This window comes from Streptomyces sp. NPDC102514 (assembly GCF_055584525.1).
On the sequence record NZ_JBVJLW010000002.1, the window covers coordinates 638,298 to 657,524 of the forward strand.

At 72.2% G+C, this 19,227-nt stretch carries 21 protein-coding genes; 3 read left to right on the top strand and 18 right to left on the bottom strand.

Features of this window, described 5'->3' with window-relative positions; genetic code table 11:
• Positions 1-15: 15 nt before the first annotated feature.
• Positions 16-1,635: an ABC-F family ATP-binding cassette domain-containing protein gene (locus ACZ60E_RS07690; RefSeq protein ID WP_384815731.1), complete on the bottom strand. Its 1,620-nt coding sequence runs from the start codon at positions 1,633-1,635 to the stop codon at positions 16-18.
• An 81-nt stretch (positions 1,636-1,716) separates the two neighbouring features.
• Between ACZ60E_RS07690 and ACZ60E_RS07695 the strand changes: the two genes are divergently transcribed.
• Together ACZ60E_RS07695 and ACZ60E_RS07700 are read left to right on the top strand one after the other, a co-directional pair.
• Complete coding sequence (locus ACZ60E_RS07695; protein ID WP_469438928.1) at positions 1,717-3,207, top strand: phosphatase PAP2 family protein; 1,491 nt, start codon at positions 1,717-1,719, stop codon at positions 3,205-3,207.
• Positions 3,208-3,303: 96 nt separating this feature from the next.
• Complete coding sequence (locus ACZ60E_RS07700) at positions 3,304-4,137, top strand: class I SAM-dependent methyltransferase (protein ID WP_469438929.1); 834 nt, start codon at positions 3,304-3,306, stop codon at positions 4,135-4,137.
• Positions 4,138-4,363: 226 nt separating this feature from the next.
• On the opposite strand, the gene ACZ60E_RS07705 is transcribed toward ACZ60E_RS07700, so the two are convergent.
• The 14 genes from ACZ60E_RS07705 to ACZ60E_RS07770 form a co-directional block, all read right to left on the bottom strand.
• Complete coding sequence (locus ACZ60E_RS07705) at positions 4,364-4,675, bottom strand: gas vesicle protein K (RefSeq protein ID WP_384815778.1); 312 nt, start codon at positions 4,673-4,675, stop codon at positions 4,364-4,366.
• A 26-nt stretch (positions 4,676-4,701) separates the two neighbouring features.
• Positions 4,702-4,890, bottom strand: a complete 189-nt coding sequence (locus ACZ60E_RS07710) for a gas vesicle protein (RefSeq protein ID WP_107016810.1) — start codon at positions 4,888-4,890, stop codon at positions 4,702-4,704.
• Positions 4,887-5,684, bottom strand: coding sequence for a GvpL/GvpF family gas vesicle protein (locus ACZ60E_RS07715; protein ID WP_469438930.1), 798 nt, complete (start codon positions 5,682-5,684; stop codon positions 4,887-4,889). Before ACZ60E_RS07715 ends, ACZ60E_RS07710 begins: the two co-directional genes overlap by 4 nt.
• Positions 5,681-6,040: a gas vesicle protein gene (locus ACZ60E_RS07720; protein ID WP_384815742.1), complete on the bottom strand. Its 360-nt coding sequence runs from the start codon at positions 6,038-6,040 to the stop codon at positions 5,681-5,683. The genes ACZ60E_RS07715 and ACZ60E_RS07720 overlap by 4 nt, the downstream gene beginning before the upstream one ends.
• Positions 6,037-7,206 carry an SRPBCC family protein gene (locus tag ACZ60E_RS07725; RefSeq protein WP_384815745.1) on the bottom strand — a complete coding sequence of 390 codons (1,170 nt, stop codon included), beginning with the start codon at positions 7,204-7,206 and terminating at the stop codon, positions 6,037-6,039. The genes ACZ60E_RS07720 and ACZ60E_RS07725 overlap by 4 nt, the downstream gene beginning before the upstream one ends.
• Positions 7,199-7,921, bottom strand: a complete 723-nt coding sequence (locus ACZ60E_RS07730) for a DNA primase (protein ID WP_469438931.1) — start codon at positions 7,919-7,921, stop codon at positions 7,199-7,201. Before ACZ60E_RS07730 ends, ACZ60E_RS07725 begins: the two co-directional genes overlap by 8 nt.
• Positions 7,918-8,184, bottom strand: a complete 267-nt coding sequence (locus tag ACZ60E_RS07735; protein ID WP_384815750.1) for a gas vesicle protein GvpG — start codon at positions 8,182-8,184, stop codon at positions 7,918-7,920. The genes ACZ60E_RS07730 and ACZ60E_RS07735 overlap by 4 nt, the downstream gene beginning before the upstream one ends.
• A 25-nt stretch (positions 8,185-8,209) precedes the next feature.
• A complete protein-coding gene (locus ACZ60E_RS07740) occupies positions 8,210-8,959 on the bottom strand; it encodes a GvpL/GvpF family gas vesicle protein (protein ID WP_469438932.1) in 750 nt (249 codons plus the stop codon).
• Complete coding sequence (locus ACZ60E_RS07745) at positions 8,956-9,390, bottom strand: gas vesicle structural protein GvpA (RefSeq protein WP_384815756.1); 435 nt, start codon at positions 9,388-9,390, stop codon at positions 8,956-8,958. The genes ACZ60E_RS07740 and ACZ60E_RS07745 overlap by 4 nt, the downstream gene beginning before the upstream one ends.
• 73 nt (positions 9,391-9,463) lie before the next feature.
• Entirely contained in the window at positions 9,464-9,829 is a 366-nt protein-coding gene (locus tag ACZ60E_RS07750; RefSeq protein ID WP_469438933.1) for a gas vesicle protein GvpO, read from the bottom strand.
• A 59-nt stretch (positions 9,830-9,888) separates the two neighbouring features.
• Entirely contained in the window at positions 9,889-10,836 is a 948-nt protein-coding gene (gene ligD / locus ACZ60E_RS07755) for a non-homologous end-joining DNA ligase (RefSeq protein WP_469438934.1), read from the bottom strand.
• On the bottom strand, positions 10,833-12,680 hold the full coding sequence (locus ACZ60E_RS07760; RefSeq protein ID WP_469438935.1) for a transketolase: 1,848 nt from the start codon (positions 12,678-12,680) through the stop codon (positions 10,833-10,835). Before ACZ60E_RS07760 ends, ligD begins: the two co-directional genes overlap by 4 nt.
• Positions 12,677-14,062, bottom strand: a complete 1,386-nt coding sequence (locus tag ACZ60E_RS07765) for an NAD(P)/FAD-dependent oxidoreductase (protein ID WP_469438936.1) — start codon at positions 14,060-14,062, stop codon at positions 12,677-12,679. Before ACZ60E_RS07765 ends, ACZ60E_RS07760 begins: the two co-directional genes overlap by 4 nt.
• Before the next feature lie 292 nt (positions 14,063-14,354).
• Positions 14,355-14,810, bottom strand: a complete 456-nt coding sequence (locus ACZ60E_RS07770) for a phage holin family protein (RefSeq protein ID WP_453795535.1) — start codon at positions 14,808-14,810, stop codon at positions 14,355-14,357.
• A gap of 121 nt (positions 14,811-14,931) precedes the next feature.
• Here ACZ60E_RS07770 and ACZ60E_RS07775 point away from each other — a divergent pair, with 121 nt between their 5' ends.
• The gene (locus tag ACZ60E_RS07775; RefSeq protein WP_384815773.1) at positions 14,932-15,285 is read left to right on the top strand and encodes a VOC family protein; all 354 of its coding nucleotides are present in this window, start codon (positions 14,932-14,934) and stop codon (positions 15,283-15,285) included.
• A gap of 2 nt (positions 15,286-15,287) precedes the next feature.
• Here the strand turns inward: ACZ60E_RS07775 and ACZ60E_RS07780 are convergent, their stop codons facing one another.
• The 3 genes from ACZ60E_RS07780 to ACZ60E_RS07790 all read right to left on the bottom strand — a co-directional run bounded on the left by ACZ60E_RS07780 (position 15,288) and on the right by ACZ60E_RS07790 (position 18,789).
• Positions 15,288-17,255 carry a DUF5107 domain-containing protein gene (locus tag ACZ60E_RS07780; protein ID WP_469439013.1) on the bottom strand — a complete coding sequence of 656 codons (1,968 nt, stop codon included), beginning with the start codon at positions 17,253-17,255 and terminating at the stop codon, positions 15,288-15,290.
• Between the two features lie 83 nt (positions 17,256-17,338).
• Positions 17,339-18,238 carry an arginase family protein gene (locus tag ACZ60E_RS07785; RefSeq protein ID WP_469439014.1) on the bottom strand — a complete coding sequence of 300 codons (900 nt, stop codon included), beginning with the start codon at positions 18,236-18,238 and terminating at the stop codon, positions 17,339-17,341.
• Between the two features lie 5 nt (positions 18,239-18,243).
• Complete coding sequence (locus ACZ60E_RS07790) at positions 18,244-18,789, bottom strand: GNAT family N-acetyltransferase (RefSeq protein ID WP_384815776.1); 546 nt, start codon at positions 18,787-18,789, stop codon at positions 18,244-18,246.
• Between the last annotated feature and the right edge of the window lie 438 nt (positions 18,790-19,227).

Sequence of the window (19,227 nt, forward strand, 5' to 3'; positions counted from 1 at the left end):
CAGGGGTGCGAAGCGCTAGCGCGACCGCTCGACCCGGCGTTCGTCCCACACCGGCTCCGTCGTCTCCCGCACACGCCCGTCGCTGCCGAAGACCAGATAGCGGTCGAACGCGCGAGCGAACCACCGGTCGTGGGTGACGGCCAGCACCGTCCCCTGATAGGCCTCAAGGCCCTCCTGAAGGGCCTCCGCCGACTCCAGGTCGAGGTTGTCCGTCGGCTCGTCGAGGAGCAGGGCCGTGGACCCCTCCAGTTCGAGCAGGAGGATCTGGAAGCGGGCCTGCTGCCCACCGGACAGCCGGTCGAACCGCTGCTCCGCCTGCGCCGTCAGCTCGTACCGCCGCAGCCGGGACATCGCCGCACCCCGGTCCTGGGCGTGCTCGCTCCACAGGATGTCGAGCAGCGCGCGCCCCTGCAGCTCGGGGTGCGCGTGCGTCTGGGCGAAGTGGCCGGCCACGACCCGCGCGCCGAGCTTCCACTCCCCCGTGTGCGCGACGTCGCCGCCCGCGAGCAGCCGCAGGAAGTGCGACTTGCCCGAGCCGTTCGAGCCGAGGACTGCGACCCGCTCGCCGTAGAAGACCTCCAGGTCGAACGGTTTCATCAGCCCGGTCAGTTCGAGCCCCTTGCAGGTCACGGCCCGTACGCCGGTGCGTCCGCCATGCAGGCGCATCGTGATGTCCTGCTCGCGCGGCGGCTCCGGCGGCGGCCCGGCCTCCTCGAACTTGCGCAGCCTGGTCTGCGCGGCCTGGTAGCGCGAGGCCAGCTCATGGCTGATGGAGGCGGCCTGGCGCAGGTTCAGTACGAGCTTCTTCAGCTGGGCGTGCTTCTCGTCCCAGCGCCGCCGCAGCTCCTCGAAGCGCGCGAACCGCTCGCTGCGGGCCTCGTGGTACGTGGCGAAGCCGCCGCCGTGCACCCAGGCGTCGGCGCCGGCCGGTCCCGGCTCCACGCTGACGATCTTCTCGGCGGAGCGGGCGAGCAGCTCCCGGTCGTGGGAGACGAACAGGACCGTCTTACGGGTCTCCCGCAGCTTCTCCTCCAGCCAGCGCTTGCCGGGGACGTCGAGGTAGTTGTCCGGCTCGTCGAGGAGCAGCACCTCGTCGGAGCCGCGCAGCAGTGCCTCAAGGACGAGCCGCTTCTGCTCACCGCCCGACAGGGTCCGTACCTCGCGGAACTGCGCCTTGTCGTAGGGGACGCCGAGCGCGGCCGTGGTGCAGATGTCCCAGAGCGTCTCGGCCTCGTACCCCTGGGCCTCGGCCCAGTCGGAGAGCGCCTGCGCGTACTGCATCTGGGCGGCCTCGTCGTCGACCGTCATGATGCCGTGCTCGGCGCGGTCCACGGCCTGCGCGGCCTCGCGGATCCGGGGTTGGGCCACCGACACGAGAAGGTCGCGCACGGTCGACTCGTCCCGTACGGAGCCGACGAACTGGCGCATCACCCCGAGTCCGCCGCTCACCGTGACCGTGCCGCCGTGCGGTTTCAGCTCGCCCGAGATCAGCCGCAGCAGTGTCGTCTTCCCGGCGCCGTTGGGCCCCACGAGCGCCACCACGGCCCCTTCGCCCACCCGGAAGGAGACGTCGCCGAGCAGCGCCCTCCCGTCGGGAAGGTAGTACTCCAGGTGCGCGGCTTCGAGATGTCCCATGGTCGCGCATTGTCCGGGGCGGACGGGCGGCGGGGCAAACCGATATGCGCGCCGAAGGCCGGGTGGGGTAGACGATGGGGCATGACCGTTGAAGTAGACCTCACCGCCACCGGGGCCGGCCACGCCCTGCTCCACCGGCTGATGGCCCTCGACACCCGCCTGTTCGAGGCGGTCGCGACCCGGCACTGGCCGGGCGCCGACCCGCTGCTGCCGAAGCTGAGCCGCAGCGCGAACCACGGGGTGCTGTGGTTCGGCGCGGCGGCGGCCCTCGCGGCGACCCGCTCGCCCCGCGCGCGCCGCGCGGCCGTGCGCGGGATCGCCTCGCTGGCCCTGGCGTCGGCCACGATCAACACGGTGGGCAAGCGCTCGGTACGCCGTCCGCGCCCCCGCCTCGACGCCGTGCCGGTGATGCGGCAGCTGAAGCGGCAGCCGATCACCACGTCCTTCCCCTCGGGGCACTCGGCGTCGGCGGCGGCCTTCGCGGCGGGCGTCGCGCTGGAGTCCCGGCCGCTCGGCGCGGTGGTGGCCCCGGTGGCCGCCGCGGTCGCCCTGTCCCGTATCTACACGGGCGCGCACTTCCCGAGCGACGTGCTCGCCGGGGCGGCGTTCGGGGTGGGTTCCGCCTTCGTCGCCCGCGCCCTGGTACCGACGCGCGACCAGTTGCCGCCCCCCGGGCGTCCGCGCGCGGACGTGCCCGCCCTTCAGGACGGGGAGGGGCTCGTGCTCGTGGTCAACACCTCGGCGGGCACCGCGGACCGGATGCGCGCGATCGGGGACGCCCTGCCGCTCGCCGAGGTCGTGGAGTGCGAACCGGAGTATCTGCGGGCCGAGTTGGAGAAGGCTGCGGCCCGCGCCGAGGTGCTGGGGGTGTGCGGCGGCGACGGCTCGATCAACGCGGCCGCCACGGTCGCCCTGCGCCACGGCCTGCCGCTCGCCGTGCTGCCGGGCGGCACGCTCAACCACTTCTCCAAGGACCTGGGCGTGGAGGACGTACGGGGCCTGAGCCGCGCGCTGACGGAGGGCGACGCCGTACGGGTGGACGTGGGGCGGTACTCCTCCGGTGACCAGGAGGGCTACTTCCTCAACAACTGCAGCCTGGGCGTCTATCCGGAGCTGGTGCGCGAGCGGGACCACTGGTCGAAGCGGATCGGCGGCTGGCCGGCCGGGGTGGTCGCCACCCTGCGTGTCGTGCGCGCGGGCCGGCATCCGTTGCGGACCGATTTCGACGGCAAGGAGCGGCCGCTGTGGCTGCTGTTCGCCGGCAACGGCACCTACCACCGGATGGGGCCGATCCCGGCCCGCCGTTACGACCTCGCGGACGGTCTCCTCGACGTACGGGTGGTGCACGGCGGCCGTTTCCCGGCGGTACGCCTGCTGGCCGCGGCCGTGGCCGGACCGCTGACCCGGTCCCCCGTGCACGCGGCGCTACGGGTCGGCGGCCTCCGTGTGCAGGGCGTCGAACCGGGCACGCTGCTGGCCTTCGACGGTGAAGTCAGGCCCGTGGGTGGCGATGTGACGATCCAGAAGCTCCCGGAGGCACTGACGGTCTACCGCCCGAGCGGCCCGCACTGACCGGCGGACGGTCCGTATCGCGAGACGGGGGTCTCACACTTCGACATGGCGACGTAGCTTGAGAGGTACTCCCGTACCGAGTGAACGGATGCCGCCATGTCGAAGGTGCCGAAAGAGACCGCCGTGTACACACACGGCCACCACGAGTCCGTACTGCGCTCGCACACCTGGCGTACGGCCGCCAACTCGGCGGCCTACCTCCTCGGCTCGCTCAAGCCGCACATGCGGATCCTGGACATCGGCTGCGGGCCCGGCACCATCACGGCGGACCTGGCCGAACTGGTGCCGGACGGCCATGTCACCGGTGTCGACCACGCGCCCGGCATCCTGGACCGGGCGCGTGCCACGGCCGCCGAACGGGGCCTGGAGAACGTCGACTTCGCCGTCGCGGACGTCCACGCTCTGGAGTACCCGGACGACAGCTTCTGTGTCGTGCACGCCCATCAGGTGCTGCAGCACGTGGGGGATCCCGTGCAAGCGCTGCGGGAGATGTACCGGGTCACGAAGCCGGGCGGTCTCATCGCCGTCCGGGACTCCGACTACGCGGCGATGACCTGGTATCCGCGGTCCCCCGGGCTGGACGACTGGCTCGACCTGTACCGGCGGGTGGCGCGCGCGAACGGGGGTGAGCCGGATGCGGGGCGACGCCTGAAGTCGTGGGCGCTGGCGGCCGGCTTCCCCGCGGAGGACATCACGGCCTCGGCGGGTACGTGGTGCTACTCGACGCCGTCGGAACGGGCGTGGTGGAGCGGGCTGTGGGCGGACCGGACGGTGGCCTCCGCGTATGCGGCGCTCGCGGTGGAGGGGGGCCACGCCGTGGAGGGGCAGTTGCAAGGAATTGCCTCTGCGTGGCGGGCGTGGGGCGCGCAGGAGGATGCATGGTTCGCAGTCCTCCACGGCGAACTCCTGACCCGCAAGCGGCCCGCTTGACCCCTTGAGTTCCACCTGCGGCCCCGGTGGGGGCGGGCCGCGCCGTTCCCCGCGCCCCTAAAAACCAAAAAGACTGCGCCGTTCCCCGCGCCCCTTAAGGGCGAAAAGCTGGGGCGCAGCCCCGCTTTTAGGGGTGCGGGGAACTGCGCGAGCGACCCCCACCGGCCCGCGGATTCGATGGGCGCGCGGACCCCAAGGGGCACCCGACCCGGCCCGCAGGCGCGGGCTAGTCTCGGGGGAGTAGCGGGCCCAGGGGGCCGAGGTCGAGGTTCAGGTCCTCGGGGCGGAGGCCGTAGCGGTCCCGGAGTTCCGCCATCCGGTCGTCGAGCAGCATCAGCGTGAGCCCGATCCGCTCCTCCTGATCCTCGGACAGGTCACCCGTGTCGAACCGCCGAACAGCCTGCCGTTCCATCAGCTGCCGCAGCAGCTCGACCACGGTCAGCACGAGCTTGATCAGGTCCCGCTCCACCGTGTCCGGTTCAAGGTCGAGCCGACTCCGTCCAGCCTTCTTCCCGGGTCCAAGGACCGCATCGTCCACCACCCTCTGGAGTGCCTCTCCACCGCTCACAGCATCTCCTCCCACGGCGCGGGAACGTTCTCGTTCACCGAGCTGATGAGCGCGTTGAGATCGATCCGTACGAGATCGACGTCCGCGATCCGCAGGGTGAGGTCACCGGTGATGACGACCCCGCCCGCGAGCAGCCGGTCGAGGAGGTCGACGAGCGCGACCTCCCGGCGTTCCACGACGGTCACGCGTCCTCCCCGCTGAACGAGTAGGCGGCCCACGGCCCGGTCAGCTCGACACGCAGCCCCGGCGCGTCGTCCTTCGTACGGTCGACCAGTTCCACGAACGCCTCGGATTCCGTCCGCGTCACCAGATAGGCGGCGTTCAGGATGTTCCGGCCGGGCGCCCGGGACAGCGCCGAGTTCTGCGGGGCGTGGATCCGGGTGTCCTCCGCGTACCCGGAGAGGGACTCGTGGAGCCGGCGCGAGAACTCCTCCGCCCGTTCCCACTTCTCCTCGCTCTCCTTGCGCTGGTTGCGCCGCTGCCGCAGATAGTCGCGCCCCGACCCGGCCGCCCGGCGGGGAGGGGAGGCCGCTTCCCCGGACGTCGGAGTCCCCTTGGACTCCGCAGCCTCTGCGGCCTCCGTCGGCTCCGAGTACACCTTCACCCCCCACTCGACCCGCCCGTCGAGCCGGCCGAGGGTGCGCGAGAACGTCTCCGCGCGTTCCTCCAGCATGGACCGGACACCGCTGTCGTCCCGGAACACCGTGGCGAGCCGGAGCGGCAGCGGCGAGGTGACGACGGTGAGCGCGTCGATCACGTTCTGGTGCGCCCGCGCGGTCGCGCCGAGCCAGTCCAGGTCCTCCAGATGGGCCCGCAACGGCCCCTCCGCGAAGTCCTCCTCGGGCACCTGGCCGACGACGGCGACCAGGTCGCCGTGGACCAGCTGCTTGGGCGGCACGCCGGCCACCCCTGTCAGCTGAGCCGGCAGGGGTGTACCGAAGGGGCGGCAGACGGCGTACACGTAACGCAGACCACTCATTCCTGTGCTTCCTTCTTCGCGGGTGCGCGCTCGCTCGCGGTCAGTTCGCCGCGCGCTTCCTCCAGTTCGGCCACGTGTGCGCGCAACTCCGCGTTCTCCCGGGCGAGTTCGTCGCGTCCGGCGCGGGAGGACAGTTGCGGATCGGTCTCCCACCAGTCGATGCCCATCTCCTTCGCCTTGTCGACGGAGGCGACGATGAGCCGCAGTTTGATGGTGAGGAGTTCGATGTCGAGGAGGTTGATCCGGATGTCGCCCGCGATCACGATGCCCTTGTCCAGGACCCGTTCGAGGATGTCCGCGAGGTTGGCGCCGCCGCCGTTCCCGTAGGGGTCGGGCAGGCGCTGAGCCGTGGTCATCGACGGCCCCTGGCACCGGCGGGCTCACGCTCGCGCTCGTCCGCCTCCTCCACCGCTTCCTCGTCCTCCGGGACCTCTTCGTCCTCGTACTCGGCCTCCGGCGCGTCCTCCTCGTAGGCCTCCTCGTCCTCCGGGGCCTCTTCGTCCTCGTACTCGGCCTCGGGGGCGTCCTCGTCCTCGTACGCCTCCTCGTCCTCGGGCAGCTCGTCCTCGGCGGACTCCTCGTCGGTCGAGGCCTCCGCGTCGTCCTCGGAGCCGTCCTCGGGAGCGTCCTCGGAGTTCTGCTCGGCTTCCTCCTCCTCCGCGACCGCGTCCTCGTGGGTCGTGACGACCTCGCCGTCGCGGATCTCGCCGCGCCAGCCGTCGTCCGCCTCGCCCTTGATGGAGACGAACCGGGCGAAGTGCTTGAGGTCGAGGCGGGCCCTGCGGCCCTGTGCGCGCCAGATGTTGCCGGTCTTCTCGAACAGCCCCTTGGGGTAGTACTCGATGACGAGCAGCACGCGGGTGAGGTTCTCGGCGAGCGAGTGGAAGGTGATGACGCCCTTGGTGGTGCCCTTGGCGCCCTCGGACGTCCAGCTGATCCGCTGGTCCGCCACCTGCTCGGTGGTGTGCGCCTTCCAGCTGCGGCTGGACCAGAAGATCTTCATCTGCCAGTCGGACGTCGTGTCGTCGGCGCGGTTCGCGCTCTTGACGCCCCGGGCGAAGTTGCTGAAGTCCTGGTACTGGGTCCACTGGTCGTAGGCCGTGCGCAGCGGCACGCCGACGTCGATGAACTCCATGATGACGGTGGGCTTCTTGCCGGCGCCACCCTTGCGCTTGCCGCCCTTGCCGCCGGTCAGGTTCTTGAAGGCGCCGACGACGCTGTCCTTGGCCTTGCCCGCGCCGAGTTCCAGCGCGGTGCGCATCGGCCCCTTGCCGTCGGCCAGCTTGCGGCCGCCGTCGAGGGCGAGCTTGGCGAAGCCGGGGCTGTCGCCGGAGGCGATGTCGTTGAGCTTGCCCGTGGTCTGGCCGAGCTTGGTGCCGACGCCGACCAGCGCCCGCTGGACCTGCGCGGCGAGGTAGGCCTGGGCCTCCTCCTTGAGCCGGTCGACCGCCTCGCTCTGCGCGAGCGAGGTCAGCGGGTTGCTCTTGGCCTGCTTGGTCGCGGACCCGAGGGTGTCAGTCATCGTCGCCGCCTCCCCTCGTCGTACGGGCCCGGGTGGTGCGGCGCGTGGCGGTCTTCGCCGCGGCCGTCTTCCTGCCCGGGGCCTTCTTCGCGGCCCTGGCCGCCGTCTTCTTCGCCGGAGCCTCGTTGCCGGGGCTGCGCTTCTCGGCGGCCTTCTTCGCGGGCGCCTTCGCGGACTTCTTCGCGGGAGCCCGCTTGCGGGGCCGCGGCTTCTCGTCGTCCTCGGCCGCCTCGCCGTCCGCGTCGCGCTTGTCGCGGCCGGAGTCGTCCGGGTCGTCGTCCTGCTCGTACTCGTCGTCGTCGTACTCGACGTCCTCGTACTCGTCGTCCGGTTCCTCGTCCCGCTTGCGGCTCTTCCTGCCGCCGACCCCGGGCACGTCCGGGACCGCGTCCGGGACGACGCCCGCGAGCTGGTCCTGCACCTGGCTGGTCCGTCCGTGCAGCCGGTCGGCGAGGCCGGTGATCTGGCGCTCGACGAGTGCTCCGGTGGCGGCCTTGCCCACGCCGCGCAGGTCTCCGCGCAGCTGGTCGCCGATCTCCTTGAACTGCGGGTTGTTCTGCAGTTGTGTGGAGACCAGGTCCGCGAGCGCCCGCGGGCTGAGGTGCAGCCGCTTGCCGGCCACCATGGTGCCCACGGCGAAGGCCAGCTTCATCTTCTTCGTACGTCCGAGGACGTATCCGGCCCCTACGGCGAGGCCAAGCCCTAGTCGGTTCATCGTGTAGTCCCGTTGTTGCCTGTGCCGGTGCTCCTGGTCATGGCTATCTCCAGCCTGTCGAGGAGCTCGTCCTCCATGCGGTCGAACTCCGCTTCATCGATCTCCCCGGCCTCAAGGCGTTCCTCGAGCCTGCCGAGTTCGGCGCGGACCGCCGCCGGGTCGTAGTACTGGCGCTCGGCCTCGTTCACCACCTGTTCCATGGCCCAGAGGCTGCCCCGCACGGGGGCGAACGGCAGCATCAGGACCTCTCCGATCAGCCCCATGTCATCAACTCCTGTTGTCAGGCGTTCAGTTGGCCGCCGCGGCGGGCTGCGAGGGGCCCGGCTCGACGAAGCTGTAGGGGGGCAGCGGTCCGTGCACCCGCAGATCGAGATGCGGGTGGCTCCTGCGGACCTCTTCGACGGCGTCCATGAACGTCTCGGCCGCGTCGCGGTCCACGAGGAACGAGAGGTTGGCCAGCCAGCCGGTGGACTCGGGGCCCACGCTGACGGACGCGGCGGCCGGCTCCAGCGCCTGCTGGATCTCGGCGGCGTCCTCGGCCTCGCGGTTCTTCACCGCGGCGACCACCATCTCGCCGAGCCGCAGCTTCTCGTCGTAATTGCCGCCGCCCGCACTGCGGTTGGCCTCGGTGAGCGACCTGACCTCCGGGTTCTCGGACATCACCCGGTGCAGTACGGCCTCTTCGTCGTGCGTGGCCTTGACGTTGTACTCGACCTTGCCGGCCAGTACGTCGAGGCGCTCCTTGAAGTGCTCGGCGCGCTCGGCCAGGACACCGGCCACGGCCGCGTCGTCCGTCGAGACACTGCCGAAGCGCATGGGCAGCACCGGGCCGCCCGCGCCCGCCTCGGCGAGTACGTTCTGGTGGGCGAGCAGGTCCCTGCGCTTGGGCCGCAGCCCTTCGGGCGCGTCACTGACGACCGCCGCGAGGTCGCCCTCCTTGATGACACGCACCGGCAGCGCCGGCTCGCCGACACCTGCCGTGCCGTCCGGGAGCGAAGGCAGCGAACTGGCCGTGATGCCGTAGACGTACGTGCTCACTCCTGCTCCTCCTTGCGGCGCGAGGCGGCGGTGGACTTACGGGCCCGCGGCCTCGACTCGGTCTGGCCCTGGCTCTCCTCGCGGGACTGCTTGAACGCGTCGGAGATGGTCTCGGCGGCGCCGGACAGGGCCCCCTTGGACTTGCCCTTCGCGCCGGACTCGGTGATCGAGCCGACCAGGTCGGGCAGGCCGGGGTCGCGCTTGTTCCCGGCTTCCAGGTCGAGGCGGTTGCACGCCTCGGCGAAGCGCAGATAGGTGTCGACGCTCGCTATGACGACACGGATGTCGATCTTGAGGATCTCGATGCCGACCAGGGAGACCCGGATGAAGGCATCGATGACGAGCCCCCGGTCGAGAACGAGTTCAAGGACGTCGTAGAGGCCGCTGGAGCCGCCTCCACCACCGGATTGCTGTGCCGGGACAACGGTCATACCGACCGGCCCTCCTTGTCTGTCGGGGTGTGCGCGGTCTGTCGCGCCGTGGGATGTGCGGGCAGGGGGCGGCCTACCGGCCGCCGGGCCTGCGGGTGTCGGCCCGGCCGCGTTCGTAGCGGCGGACGCGCCGGTAACCGGTGAGTTCGCCGCGCGGGTCGAGGGTCACCTCGTAGGTCGCGAGCAGACTCATCGTGTCGGGGACCCGGACGAGTTCCAGGACCTCGACCTCCAACGACCAGCCGTCGTCGGTCCGTTCGAACGACGACACCGACTCGGCCTCCATGCCGGTCAGTTCGGCGAGCTGGCCGCGCGCCTGGCGCAGCACGTCCATGGGACCCAGCTCGTCGTCGTCCGTCGTCCTCTTCTGCCTGCCCTTGGACGAGTTCGACGCACTCTGTGAACTCTGTGAATCTGATGTGTTGGATGTGTTCGACATGACCACCTCGAACACCGAGTGACCGGAGGTCCGTTGACCAAACCTGCGAGTGTCGGCGCTCAGCCGCGCAGGGCGTTCAGACGGCGCCTGGCGGGACCGAGCGCGCGACCGCTGCGCAGCAGCCCTGACCAGGGGTTCGTGCGGGCCTGGTCGACGGCGTCGGCGATCGTCCAGCGGCGCGGGCCGAGTTCCGCATCTTCGAGCTGGTCCCAGGTGACCGGCATGGCGACCGGGGCACCCGGTTCGGCGCGCACGGTGAAGGGGGCGACGGTGGTCTGGGCGTAGGCGTTGCGCTGGATGTCCAGATAGAGCCGGTCGCCGCGGTCCTTCTTGCGGGCCTCGGTGGTGAGCCGGTCGGGGTGTGCCTCGGTGAGCGTGTCGGCGACGTCCTTGGCGAAGGTGTGCACCTCGTCGAAGCCCTGCCGCCCGTCGAGGGGCACCACCACGTGCAGTCCGCGTGAGCCGGTGGTCATCAGGGCGGACGGCAGCCGGAGTTGGTCGAGGAGTTCACCGAGGAGCCGGGCGGTGTCGCGTACCGGCTCGAAGTCGTCGGTCGCGGGGTCCAGGTCGAAGACCAGCCGGTCCGGCCGGTCGGCCGTGCCGTCGGACGCGACCCGGGCGAGCCACCGGTGCAGGGTCAGGGCGGCCTGGTCGGCGAGGTAGACGAGGGTCGCGGTGTCCTCGCACACGGGGTGCAGGACCGTGCCGCCCTCCTTGGGCACCTCGACGCGGCGGATCCAGTCCGGATAATGGTCCTGGACGTTCTTCTGCATGAACCTCGGCCCGTCGAGCCCGTCCGGGTACCGCTCCAGCATCAGGGGCCGCCCCCGCAGGTGCGGCAGCATGAAGGGGGCGATCTCCCGGTAGTACGCGACGACGTCCGCCTTGGTGTACTCCTTCGCCTCTCCCCCGCCGGGCCCGCCGGACTTTCCGGACCCGGCGGGGAACATCACCTTGTCGGGCCGGTGCACCTCGACGGTCCGCCGGCCCGCGCGTACGGAGGTCATCGCACCACCGCGTTCTCCACCAGCAGTTTCACCGCGGCCACGACGGAGTCGGCGTCGATGCCCGCCGCGTGCAACTGCTCCGCGGGGGTGGCCGAACCGGGCATGTCCCGTACGGCGAGACGGACCAGCCGCGGAGTGGGACGGCCGTCGAGGAAGGCGTCGAGGACCGCGTCGCCGATGCCGCCCTCGGGGTGGTGGTCCTCGACGGTGAGCAGGCAGCCGGTCTGCTCGGCGGCCTCGCGCAGGGTCGCGCGGTCGACGGGCTTGACGGAGTACAGGTCGACGACCCGCACGGCGATGCCGTCGGCGGCGAGCGCGTCCGCGGCCTTCAGCGCCTCGTGCACGGTCACCCCGGCGGCGACGACGGTCAGCCGGTCGTCCGCGGAGCGCCTGAGCACCTTGCTGCCGCCGACGGGGAACTCCTCGCCTGGGCCGTACAGGACGGGCATGGCGCCGCGGGAGGTCCGCAGATAGCGGATGCCGTCGAGGCCCGCCATGGTGGCGACGAGTGCGGCCGTCTGGTTGGCGTCGCAGGGGTAGAGCACGGTCGAGCCGTACACCGCGCGGAACATGGCCAGGTCCTCGACGCCCATCTGCGAGGGCCCGTCCTCGCCGATCGCGACGCCCGCGTGCGAGCCGACGAGGTTGACGCCCACGCCGCTGACCGCCGCCATCCGGACGAAGTCGTGGGCGCGGGTGAGGAACGCGGCGAAGCTGGAGGCGAACGGCACCCAGCCGCGGGTGGCGAGCCCGACGGCCGCCCCGACGAGCTGCTGTTCGGCGATGTAGCACTCGAAGAACCGCTCGGGGTGTTCCTTGGCGAAGAACTCGGCGCGGGTGGAGTCGCTCACCTCTCCGTCGAGGGCGACGACGTCCGCGCGCGAGGAGCCGAGCGCGGCGAGCGCCTGGCCGTAGGCGTCCCGGGTGGCGGCCTCGTCCCCGCTCTCCCAGCGCGGCAGGTCCAGGTGACCGGCCCGTACCGCCTGCAGCATGCGGGCGGCCTGCGGCTGCCGGACCTCGACGCGCAGGTCCCGTACCCCGCCCAGTTCCTCGATCGCCTCGTCGGCGTCGGGCAGCGGCTTGCCGTGCAGGCCCTCGCGGTCCTGCACGGACGCGACGCCCTTGCCCTTGAGGGTGCGGGCCAGGATGACGGTCGGCTGTCCCACCGTGGACACGGCCTCGCCGTACGCCCGCTCGATGTCCTCGACGTCGTGTCCGTCGACCTCGACGGTGTGCCAGCCGAAGGCCTGGAAGCGGCGGGCGTACGCGTCGAGGTCGTGGCCGTGCCGGGTGGGGCCGCGCTGGCCGAGCCGGTTGACGTCCACGATCGCGGTGAGGTGGTCGAGCCCTTCGTACGCCGCGTGCTCGGCGGCCTCCCAGATCGAGCCCTCGGCCAGCTCGCTGTCCCCGCACAGCACCCAGACGCGGTAGCCCACCGGGTCGAGCCGCTTGCCCGACAGGGCGATGCCCACGCCGACCGGCAGTCCCTGGCCCAGCGATCCGGTGGCGGTCTCCACCCACGGGAGCCGGCGCGGTGTCGGATGCCCTTCGAGACGGCTGTCCAGCGTGCGGAAGGTCAGCAGCTCGGCGTCGTCGATGGCCCCGGCGGCCTTGTACGCGGCGTACAGCAGCGGCGAGGCGTGCCCCTTGGAGAGTACGAACCGGTCGTTGCCCGGATGGGAGGGCCGCTCGAAGTCGTAGCGCAGCTGCCGGGCGAGCAGGACCGCCATCAGGTCGGCGGCGGACATCGAGGAGGTGGGGTGCCCGGAGCCCGCCGCGGCGGCCGCGCGCACGCTGTCGACGCGCAGCTGCCGGCCGAGTTCGATGAGTTCGGGGGTGTTCATGGTGTTCCTTCCACAGGAGGTCGCTCAGGGGGTCCGGGCTCAGCGGTGCCGGGCTCAGGAGTGCCGGGCCGGCCGGGCACCCGGGCCGTTTCGGGCGAGGCCGTGTCCAGCGGCACGGACCAGGACCGGACGAGGCCGAGCTGTACGCCCTGGCGTGGCAGTACGGCGTCCAGGAGCCAGTCGGCGGCGACCCGGACGCGGTTGCCCGGCATCGCGGCCAGGTGGTAGCCGCGGGTGACGGCGCCCGCGGCCGGTCCGGAGAGCGGGACGCCGAACGGGTTGGCGGCGGCCTTCACCCCGCCGAGGTCGACGACGAAGCCCAGGTCGCGGTGGTGGTACGGGCGGGGGTCGCCGATGCCGAGGGAGGCCGCGACGTTGCGTCCCGCGGTCCTCCCCTGCCGCCAGGCGTGCTGGGCGGTCAACGGGGTGTACCGGCCCGGTTTCTCCAGGTCGGGCACGGCGGCGGCGTCACCGCAGGCGAACACCTCGGGGCGGCCGGGCACCTGGAGGGTCGGTTCGACGAGCAGCCGGCCCTGTTCCATGGCCAGCCCTAGCCCCTCGGCCAGCGGGTCGGGCCGCACGCCGACGCACCAGACCAGGGTGCGGGTGCCGACGAAGTCGCCGTCGCTGAGCAGGACCCCGTCCCGGGTGGCCTCCTTCACGGACGTGCCGGTACGGATCTCGACGCCTCGTCGCCGCAGGACGCGGTCGGCGGTGCGCGAGAGCCGCTCGTCCAGCTCCGGCAGTACGCGGGGCGCGATGTCGACCAGTGTCCAGCGCGGCCACAGGTCCGGGCGGTGCCGCTGCCTGCGGGCCAGGGCGTCGGTGAACAGCTGTCCGTGCGCGGCCACTTCGGTTCCGGTGTAGCCCGCGCCGACGACCACGAACGTGCACCGGGCCGCCGCGGTCGCGGGGTCGTCGTCGGCGGAGGCGAGTTCCACCTGCCGGGTCACGTGGTCGCGCAGGTACAGCGCTTCGGGCAGCCCGCGGAAGCCGTGCGCGTGCTCGGCCACACCGGGGATCGGCAGCAGTTTGTTGACGCTGCCCGCGGCGAGGACCAGCCGGTCGTAGGAGAGCGTGCCCGTGTCGCCCTCGGGGCCGGTGTAGCGGACGGTGCGCGTGTCGAGGTCGATGCCGTCGGCCTCGCCGAGCACCAGGCGTACCCGGGGCAGGGTGCCGGTCAGGGAGACGGTGACGCGGCGCGGTTCCAGGACACCGGCGGCGACCTGGGGCAGCAGGGGCAGATAGAGGAAGTAGTCCGTCGGGTTCAGCAGAACGACGTCCAGCGGGCCGGCCCTGCCCCGGGTCGGCCCGGAGAGCGTCTGTGCCGCCCGGTATCCGGCGAAGCCCGCTCCGACAACGACGACTCGGGGTCGGCTCATCGGTCGGCTCATGGGTCGCCTCCGGCGGAATCGCTCGAACGGGGCTTTCCGCGTCCCCCTGGCCGGGGTGCCCAAACGTCGGGCCCCCGGGGGTTCCGGTCGCCGTGGAGGACGGGCGCGGCTCCTTCGACTTCTCCCGACTTCTATCGCAGGAAGGCGGCCTCCGCAGCTCCAGAAGTGGACTTCGTGACACGCCGGACGGGTCCGCGGGCACGACGGCCGCGGACGGCGAAGACCGGGGCCACGTCGTTGTGGCCCCGGCCGGTACGGGGGTTCCGGGCCGGGCCGCGGCTCACCGGGCCCGGGTGTCCGGCACGGCGTTGCTGGGGGCGACCGGCGGCATCGGGGGCACGGCGGGGCCGTCGGCCCGCGTCCCCGGAGCCGTAGCGGCGGGGGCGCCGGGGACGGCACCTTCGCCGGGCACCTGAGCGGCACCACCGGACGTGGGCCGGGGCGCCGACGGCCGTGCCGCGTTCCGCAGCCCGTACGCCAGTGCGCCGAGCACGGCGGCGGTGATCAGCGCGGCGGCCCAGTCGGGCAGGCCGATCGCGAGGGCGAGACCGACCGTGAGCGCGAGGGCCGCGCCCGCGTACAGGGCGACGGCACCGGACGCGGCGTACATCGCGGCCGTCCGGCGCTGCTTGCGGGTCTGTTCCCGCAGCTCCTCGCGTACGGCATCGCGGGCCACCTGCGCCAGCTCGTCGGCCAGATGCTTGTCCAGATGTTCCATGTGATCGATGCGGTCCATGCGCTCCGGGTACCCGCGGCCCCGGGTGCGTAACTCCCGCCCGGCCGGGGCGAGCACGCCCCGGCACGGGATCCGTACGAAACGATCTCCTTCACGGCCGACCCCAACTAGGCTCGTCCGCATGGACATTCTGGGAGCCACGCTGCGCATCTGCGTCGACGACCTGGAGGCTGCGGTCCCCTTCTACGAGAGACTGGCGGGCGGGCCGGCGCAACGCTTCGAGCGCGGCGGGGTCTCCGTCGCCGCCGTCGGCTGCTTCCTGTTGATGAGCGGCCCGGAGGCGGAACTCGACGTGCTCCGCAAGGTGTCGGCGACCATCGCGGTCAAGGACGTCGACGAGGCCCACCGGGTGCTGACCGAGTCGGGCGCGCAGGTCGTCGCGGGCCCGGTGGCGACCCCCGCGGGCCGCAACCTGATCGCGCTGCACCCGGACGGCTACATCTACGAGTACGCGGACCGCCGTACGTCACCGTAGGGTCAGCCGCCGCCTTCGGTGCCGCTGCCGTCGGTGCCGGGCGGGCGCATCCTGAAGTCGTAGCGTTCCGGCAGGGGTTCGTCGGAGATCCGGGACCACAGTTCCCCGATCGCCTCGGCCCCCTCGCGCAGGTCGGCCACCTCGAAGCCTGCGTCGAAGACGGCACGGGCCGCGCCCTTGTCGCCCTCGGCGAGCAGCAACCGCGCCTCGATCAGCCGGAACCGGCCGCGGTCGCGGGTCGCCGGGAGCAGCCGTTCCCACACGGACCGCGCGTTCGCGGTGCGCCCCGCCGCGAGCAGCGCGCCGATCGCCTCGCGTCCGAGGGCGGCGGTGGCCGCCGTCCAGGTCTCGCCGTCGTCGCGCCGCTCCTGGCACAGGTCGTCGAAGGCGTCGGTGTACCGGTCGGCGGCCCGTTCGCGGTTGCCGGCCTCGTGGTCGGCGACGGCGAGGCAGCGCAGCAACGGCCAGAGGGACGGGGCGAGTTCGAGGCCCCTCTCCCAGCTGCGCACGGCCTGGGCCCGGTCGCCCGCGTGCCACTGGGCGACCCCCAGGTGGTACTCGGCGAGCGGCTCCGCGGGGGCCGTCTCCAGCATGTCCCGCCAGTGCCGGGAGACCAGCGTCCCGCCGGGCGGCCCGACGCGGCGGGGCTCCGGGAAGGAACCGGAGCGGAGCAGCTCCGCCCACGGCCGCTGCGGGTCCCCGAGCGTGGACTCCTCGAAGGGCGTGCCGGGCAACTTGTGCGCGGCGCGCAGGACTTCGAGCGCACCCCAGCCGGAGCCGACGGAGAGCACCTTGGTGGGTTCGAGGTCGGCGGAAGGCAGCCACTGCTCGTACGCCGTCTCGAACTGCGCCCGCGGCAGGCGCTGTTCGAGCCCGGACTCGACCTCGGAGCGGGCGGCGGCCCAGTCGTCGCCGTGCACGACCCGCGGGTCGGCGTCGACCGGCCCGTACGCCTCCAGCCAGCTGATCTCGCTCTCCGCGTCGAGGCGCAGGTGCTCCAACTGGGTGCGGGCGAGGCCCGCCTGGATCTCGCAGTATCCGTCGGTGCCGGGTTCGGTGAGCCATTGCTGCCAGCGGCGCCCGCCGGTGCCGGTGCCCCACACGAAGAGTTTGCGTCCGCGCAGCACGTCGGTGGACGTCTGCACCAGCCCCTGCCCGGCCCCGTCCAGGGCGGCGATCCAGCGCCGCCGCCCGTCGGGCACCTCGTAGAAGTAGTCGGCCGGATACTCGCCGCGCTGCGGATACGTCCGGTCGACGCCCTCGTACAGCGGGACGGGCACCCGGCGCAGCCGCCGCTCGTACCCGAAGTGCCAGGCCTCCTCCGCCGGCGCGAGGACCCTGCGCGCCTCCGGGACGGCGGTGTTGGACCACCAGTACAGCGGCGCGGCCTTCTCGTGCGGATTGCGGACGCGTACGCCGACGTACAGGAAGTCGGAGCCCTCCGGCAGCCACAGGTCGACCTGGAAGGGCAGGTCGCGCAGCCGTTCCCACTCCCACAGGCGCAGCATCCGCGTGCCGTCGGGTGCGGTGACCTCGGCCGCGTGCAGCGGCGCGCAGGCGAGGGTGGAGTGGCCGGTGGCGCCGATGTTCCACTCGATGCCGCCGGAGAACCAGGCGCCGTTGAGCGCGAAGTCGGCGGGCTGCAACACCGGGTTGCGGTAGAGGAGTTCGCGGTCGGACGGCTTGTGGAACAGCGAGACGACCCGGCCGCCGTAGCCGGGCAGGACGGTCGCGCGCAGCCGGTCGTTCTCCAGGACGATCGTCTCGACCTCGCGGGGCGTACGGCTTCTCCCGTACCCGTCCCGGACGCGCTCGGGCAGGAGGCTGCGCAGCGGCTCGTACGCGATCTGCCGGGCCATGTCGCGGGGCAGGCCCGCGCGTTCCCGCGCGTCCACGTGGTGCGTCTCGTCGAGCGGGCGCAGTGGGGGCAGGGGGTTGGCGGGGCCGGTTTCGGCGACCGGAAGCGTCATCACGTCACGTCGGATGGTCGTCACGTGACCATGGAACAGGGTGGACGACGTGCCGACCAGAGGCCCTCCCGGTCAGGATCAGGTCAGGATTGCGCAAAGGCCGCGACGACGATGTCGGCCAGGAGGGCGCCCGCGGTGCCGTCGGGGTCCAGGTCGGGGTCGTAGATGGTGACGTTGAAGCCGGCGCAGTGCGGGGAGGTCACCAACGGCCGCAGCAGCGCGGTCAGTTCGTCGGGCAGCAGTCCGCCGGGGTCGGGGCTGTCGACGGCCGGCATCACGGACGGGTCGAGCACGTCGGCGTCGAGGTGCACCCAGAAGCCGTCCAGGTCCGGTACGTCGAAGGCTTCGGCGGTGGCCCGCGCGAGGGCGTCGGCGCCCCACTCGCGGATGTCGCCGACGGTCACCGTGGGGATCTTCAGCGCGGCCAGCTCGGCCCGGTCGTCCTCGAACTCGTCCCGGATTCCGAAGAACCGGATGTCCTCGTCCCGCAGATAGGGCTTCAGCCCCTCCAGGTCGGTGAGGTCGTCCTGCCCGCGCCCGGTGGCGAGGGCGACCTCCTCGCCGCCCGCGGCACCGACCCGTTCGGAGTTCCCCGGGTGGCGGAAGTCGTGCGAGGCGTCGACCGCGGCGAGGCCGTAGCGGCCGATGCGGCGCAGCGCGAGGGAGGCGCCGAGCTGGATGGAGCAGTCGCCGCCGAGGACGACGGGCAGCTCCCCGGCCCGTACGTGCCGCTCGATGCGGTCGGCGAGCGTACGGGTGTATCCGGCGAGCGCGGCGGCGTTGAAGACACCGTCACCCTCCTGCCAGTCGCCCCGGTCGTAGCGCGGCGGCACGACCACGCCGCCCTCCAGCGCGTTCAGCCGCTGCACGATCCGCTGCTCGCGCAGGGCACCGGCGAGCTTGTAGCAGCCGGGCACCGTGCCGGGGGCGGGCGGCCGGAGCCCGAGGTTGGAGGGTGCGTCCAGGACGACGAGATTCCTCAGGGCACTCATGTTCGAATCATATCGGCGGTGATGGCCCACCGCTCATGATCACGCCAGGCCCCGTCGATGAACAGGAAGTCCGGCGAGAACCCCTCCAGGCGGAACCCGCAGCGGCGGGCCAGCGCGATGGAGGCGGCGTTGCCCGGCTGGACGTTGATCTCCAGCCGGTGCAGCCCGAGCGTGTCGAACGCGTACCGCACGACGAGGTCGAGCCCCTCACTCATCAACCCGCGTCCGGCGGCGTGCGCGAAGGCCCCGTACCCGAGGGCGCCGCACAGAAAGGCACCCTCGACGATGTTGTTGATGTTGACGAACCCGGCGATCCCTCCCCCGTCCTTCTCGCAGACGAAGAACCCGGCCTTGCTCGGATCGTCGATGAGCCGCCCGGCGTACGAGGCGTACGCGACGGGGGTGACGGGCGGGAAGAGCCACGGCTGGTGCAGAGCCTTGCTCTCCCGCACGCGGGCGGTGAACTCACCGCCGTCCTCGTAGGTGAAGAAACGTATGCCCACGTGGGGGCCTTCGGCGAGATACGCGGTGCTGCCGGGCATGCCACCACGGTACGCCCGCGGTTCGCTTGCAGCGTGGCGGGGCTGCGGCCGGTGGGGACCTGCGGGCACGTCGTGGCTGGCCGCGCAGTTCCCCGCGCCCCTGCCCCCAGGGGCGCGGGGAACGGCGCAGTCTTTTGGCTTTTAGGGGCGCGGGGAACTGCGCGAGCAACCCCCACCGGCCCGCAGATTCCATGGGCGCGCGGACCCCAGGGGCGCGGGGAACGGCGCAGTCTTTTGGCTTTTAGGGGCGCGGGGAACTGCGCGAGCAACCCCCACCGGCCCGCAGATCCCACGGGCGCGCGGACCCCAGGGGCGCGGGGAACGGCGCAGTCTTTTGGCTTTCAGGGGCGCGGGGAACTGCGCGAGCAACCCCCACCGGCCCGCAGATCCCACGGGCGCGCGGACCCCAGGGGCGCGGGGAACGGCGCAGTCTTTTGG

What these genes read in the sequence shown, in the direction of transcription:
- ACZ60E_RS07690 (WP_384815731.1), bottom strand. Translation starts at nt 1,635, where the DNA reads ATGGGACATCTCGAAGCCGCGCACCTGGAGTACTACCTTCCCGACGGG.
- ACZ60E_RS07695 (WP_469438928.1), top strand. Translation starts at nt 1,717, where the DNA reads ATGACCGTTGAAGTAGACCTCACCGCCACCGGGGCCGGCCACGCCCTG.
- ACZ60E_RS07700 (WP_469438929.1), top strand. Translation starts at nt 3,304, where the DNA reads ATGTCGAAGGTGCCGAAAGAGACCGCCGTGTACACACACGGCCACCAC.
- ACZ60E_RS07715 (WP_469438930.1), bottom strand. Translation starts at nt 5,684, where the DNA reads ATGAGTGGTCTGCGTTACGTGTACGCCGTCTGCCGCCCCTTCGGTACA.
- ACZ60E_RS07720 (WP_384815742.1), bottom strand. Translation starts at nt 6,040, where the DNA reads ATGACCACGGCTCAGCGCCTGCCCGACCCCTACGGGAACGGCGGCGGC.
- ACZ60E_RS07725 (WP_384815745.1), bottom strand. Translation starts at nt 7,206, where the DNA reads ATGACTGACACCCTCGGGTCCGCGACCAAGCAGGCCAAGAGCAACCCG.
- ACZ60E_RS07730 (WP_469438931.1), bottom strand. Translation starts at nt 7,921, where the DNA reads ATGAACCGACTAGGGCTTGGCCTCGCCGTAGGGGCCGGATACGTCCTC.
- ACZ60E_RS07735 (WP_384815750.1), bottom strand. Translation starts at nt 8,184, where the DNA reads ATGGGGCTGATCGGAGAGGTCCTGATGCTGCCGTTCGCCCCCGTGCGG.
- ACZ60E_RS07745 (WP_384815756.1), bottom strand. Translation starts at nt 9,390, where the DNA reads ATGACCGTTGTCCCGGCACAGCAATCCGGTGGTGGAGGCGGCTCCAGC.
- ACZ60E_RS07750 (WP_469438933.1), bottom strand. Translation starts at nt 9,829, where the DNA reads ATGTCGAACACATCCAACACATCAGATTCACAGAGTTCACAGAGTGCG.
- ligD (WP_469438934.1), bottom strand. Translation starts at nt 10,836, where the DNA reads ATGACCTCCGTACGCGCGGGCCGGCGGACCGTCGAGGTGCACCGGCCC.
- ACZ60E_RS07760 (WP_469438935.1), bottom strand. Translation starts at nt 12,680, where the DNA reads ATGAACACCCCCGAACTCATCGAACTCGGCCGGCAGCTGCGCGTCGAC.
- ACZ60E_RS07765 (WP_469438936.1), bottom strand. Translation starts at nt 14,062, where the DNA reads ATGAGCCGACCCCGAGTCGTCGTTGTCGGAGCGGGCTTCGCCGGATAC.
- ACZ60E_RS07770 (WP_453795535.1), bottom strand. Translation starts at nt 14,810, where the DNA reads ATGGACCGCATCGATCACATGGAACATCTGGACAAGCATCTGGCCGAC.
- ACZ60E_RS07775 (WP_384815773.1), top strand. Translation starts at nt 14,932, where the DNA reads ATGGACATTCTGGGAGCCACGCTGCGCATCTGCGTCGACGACCTGGAG.
- ACZ60E_RS07780 (WP_469439013.1), bottom strand. Translation starts at nt 17,255, where the DNA reads ATGACGCTTCCGGTCGCCGAAACCGGCCCCGCCAACCCCCTGCCCCCA.
- ACZ60E_RS07790 (WP_384815776.1), bottom strand. Translation starts at nt 18,789, where the DNA reads ATGCCCGGCAGCACCGCGTATCTCGCCGAAGGCCCCCACGTGGGCATA.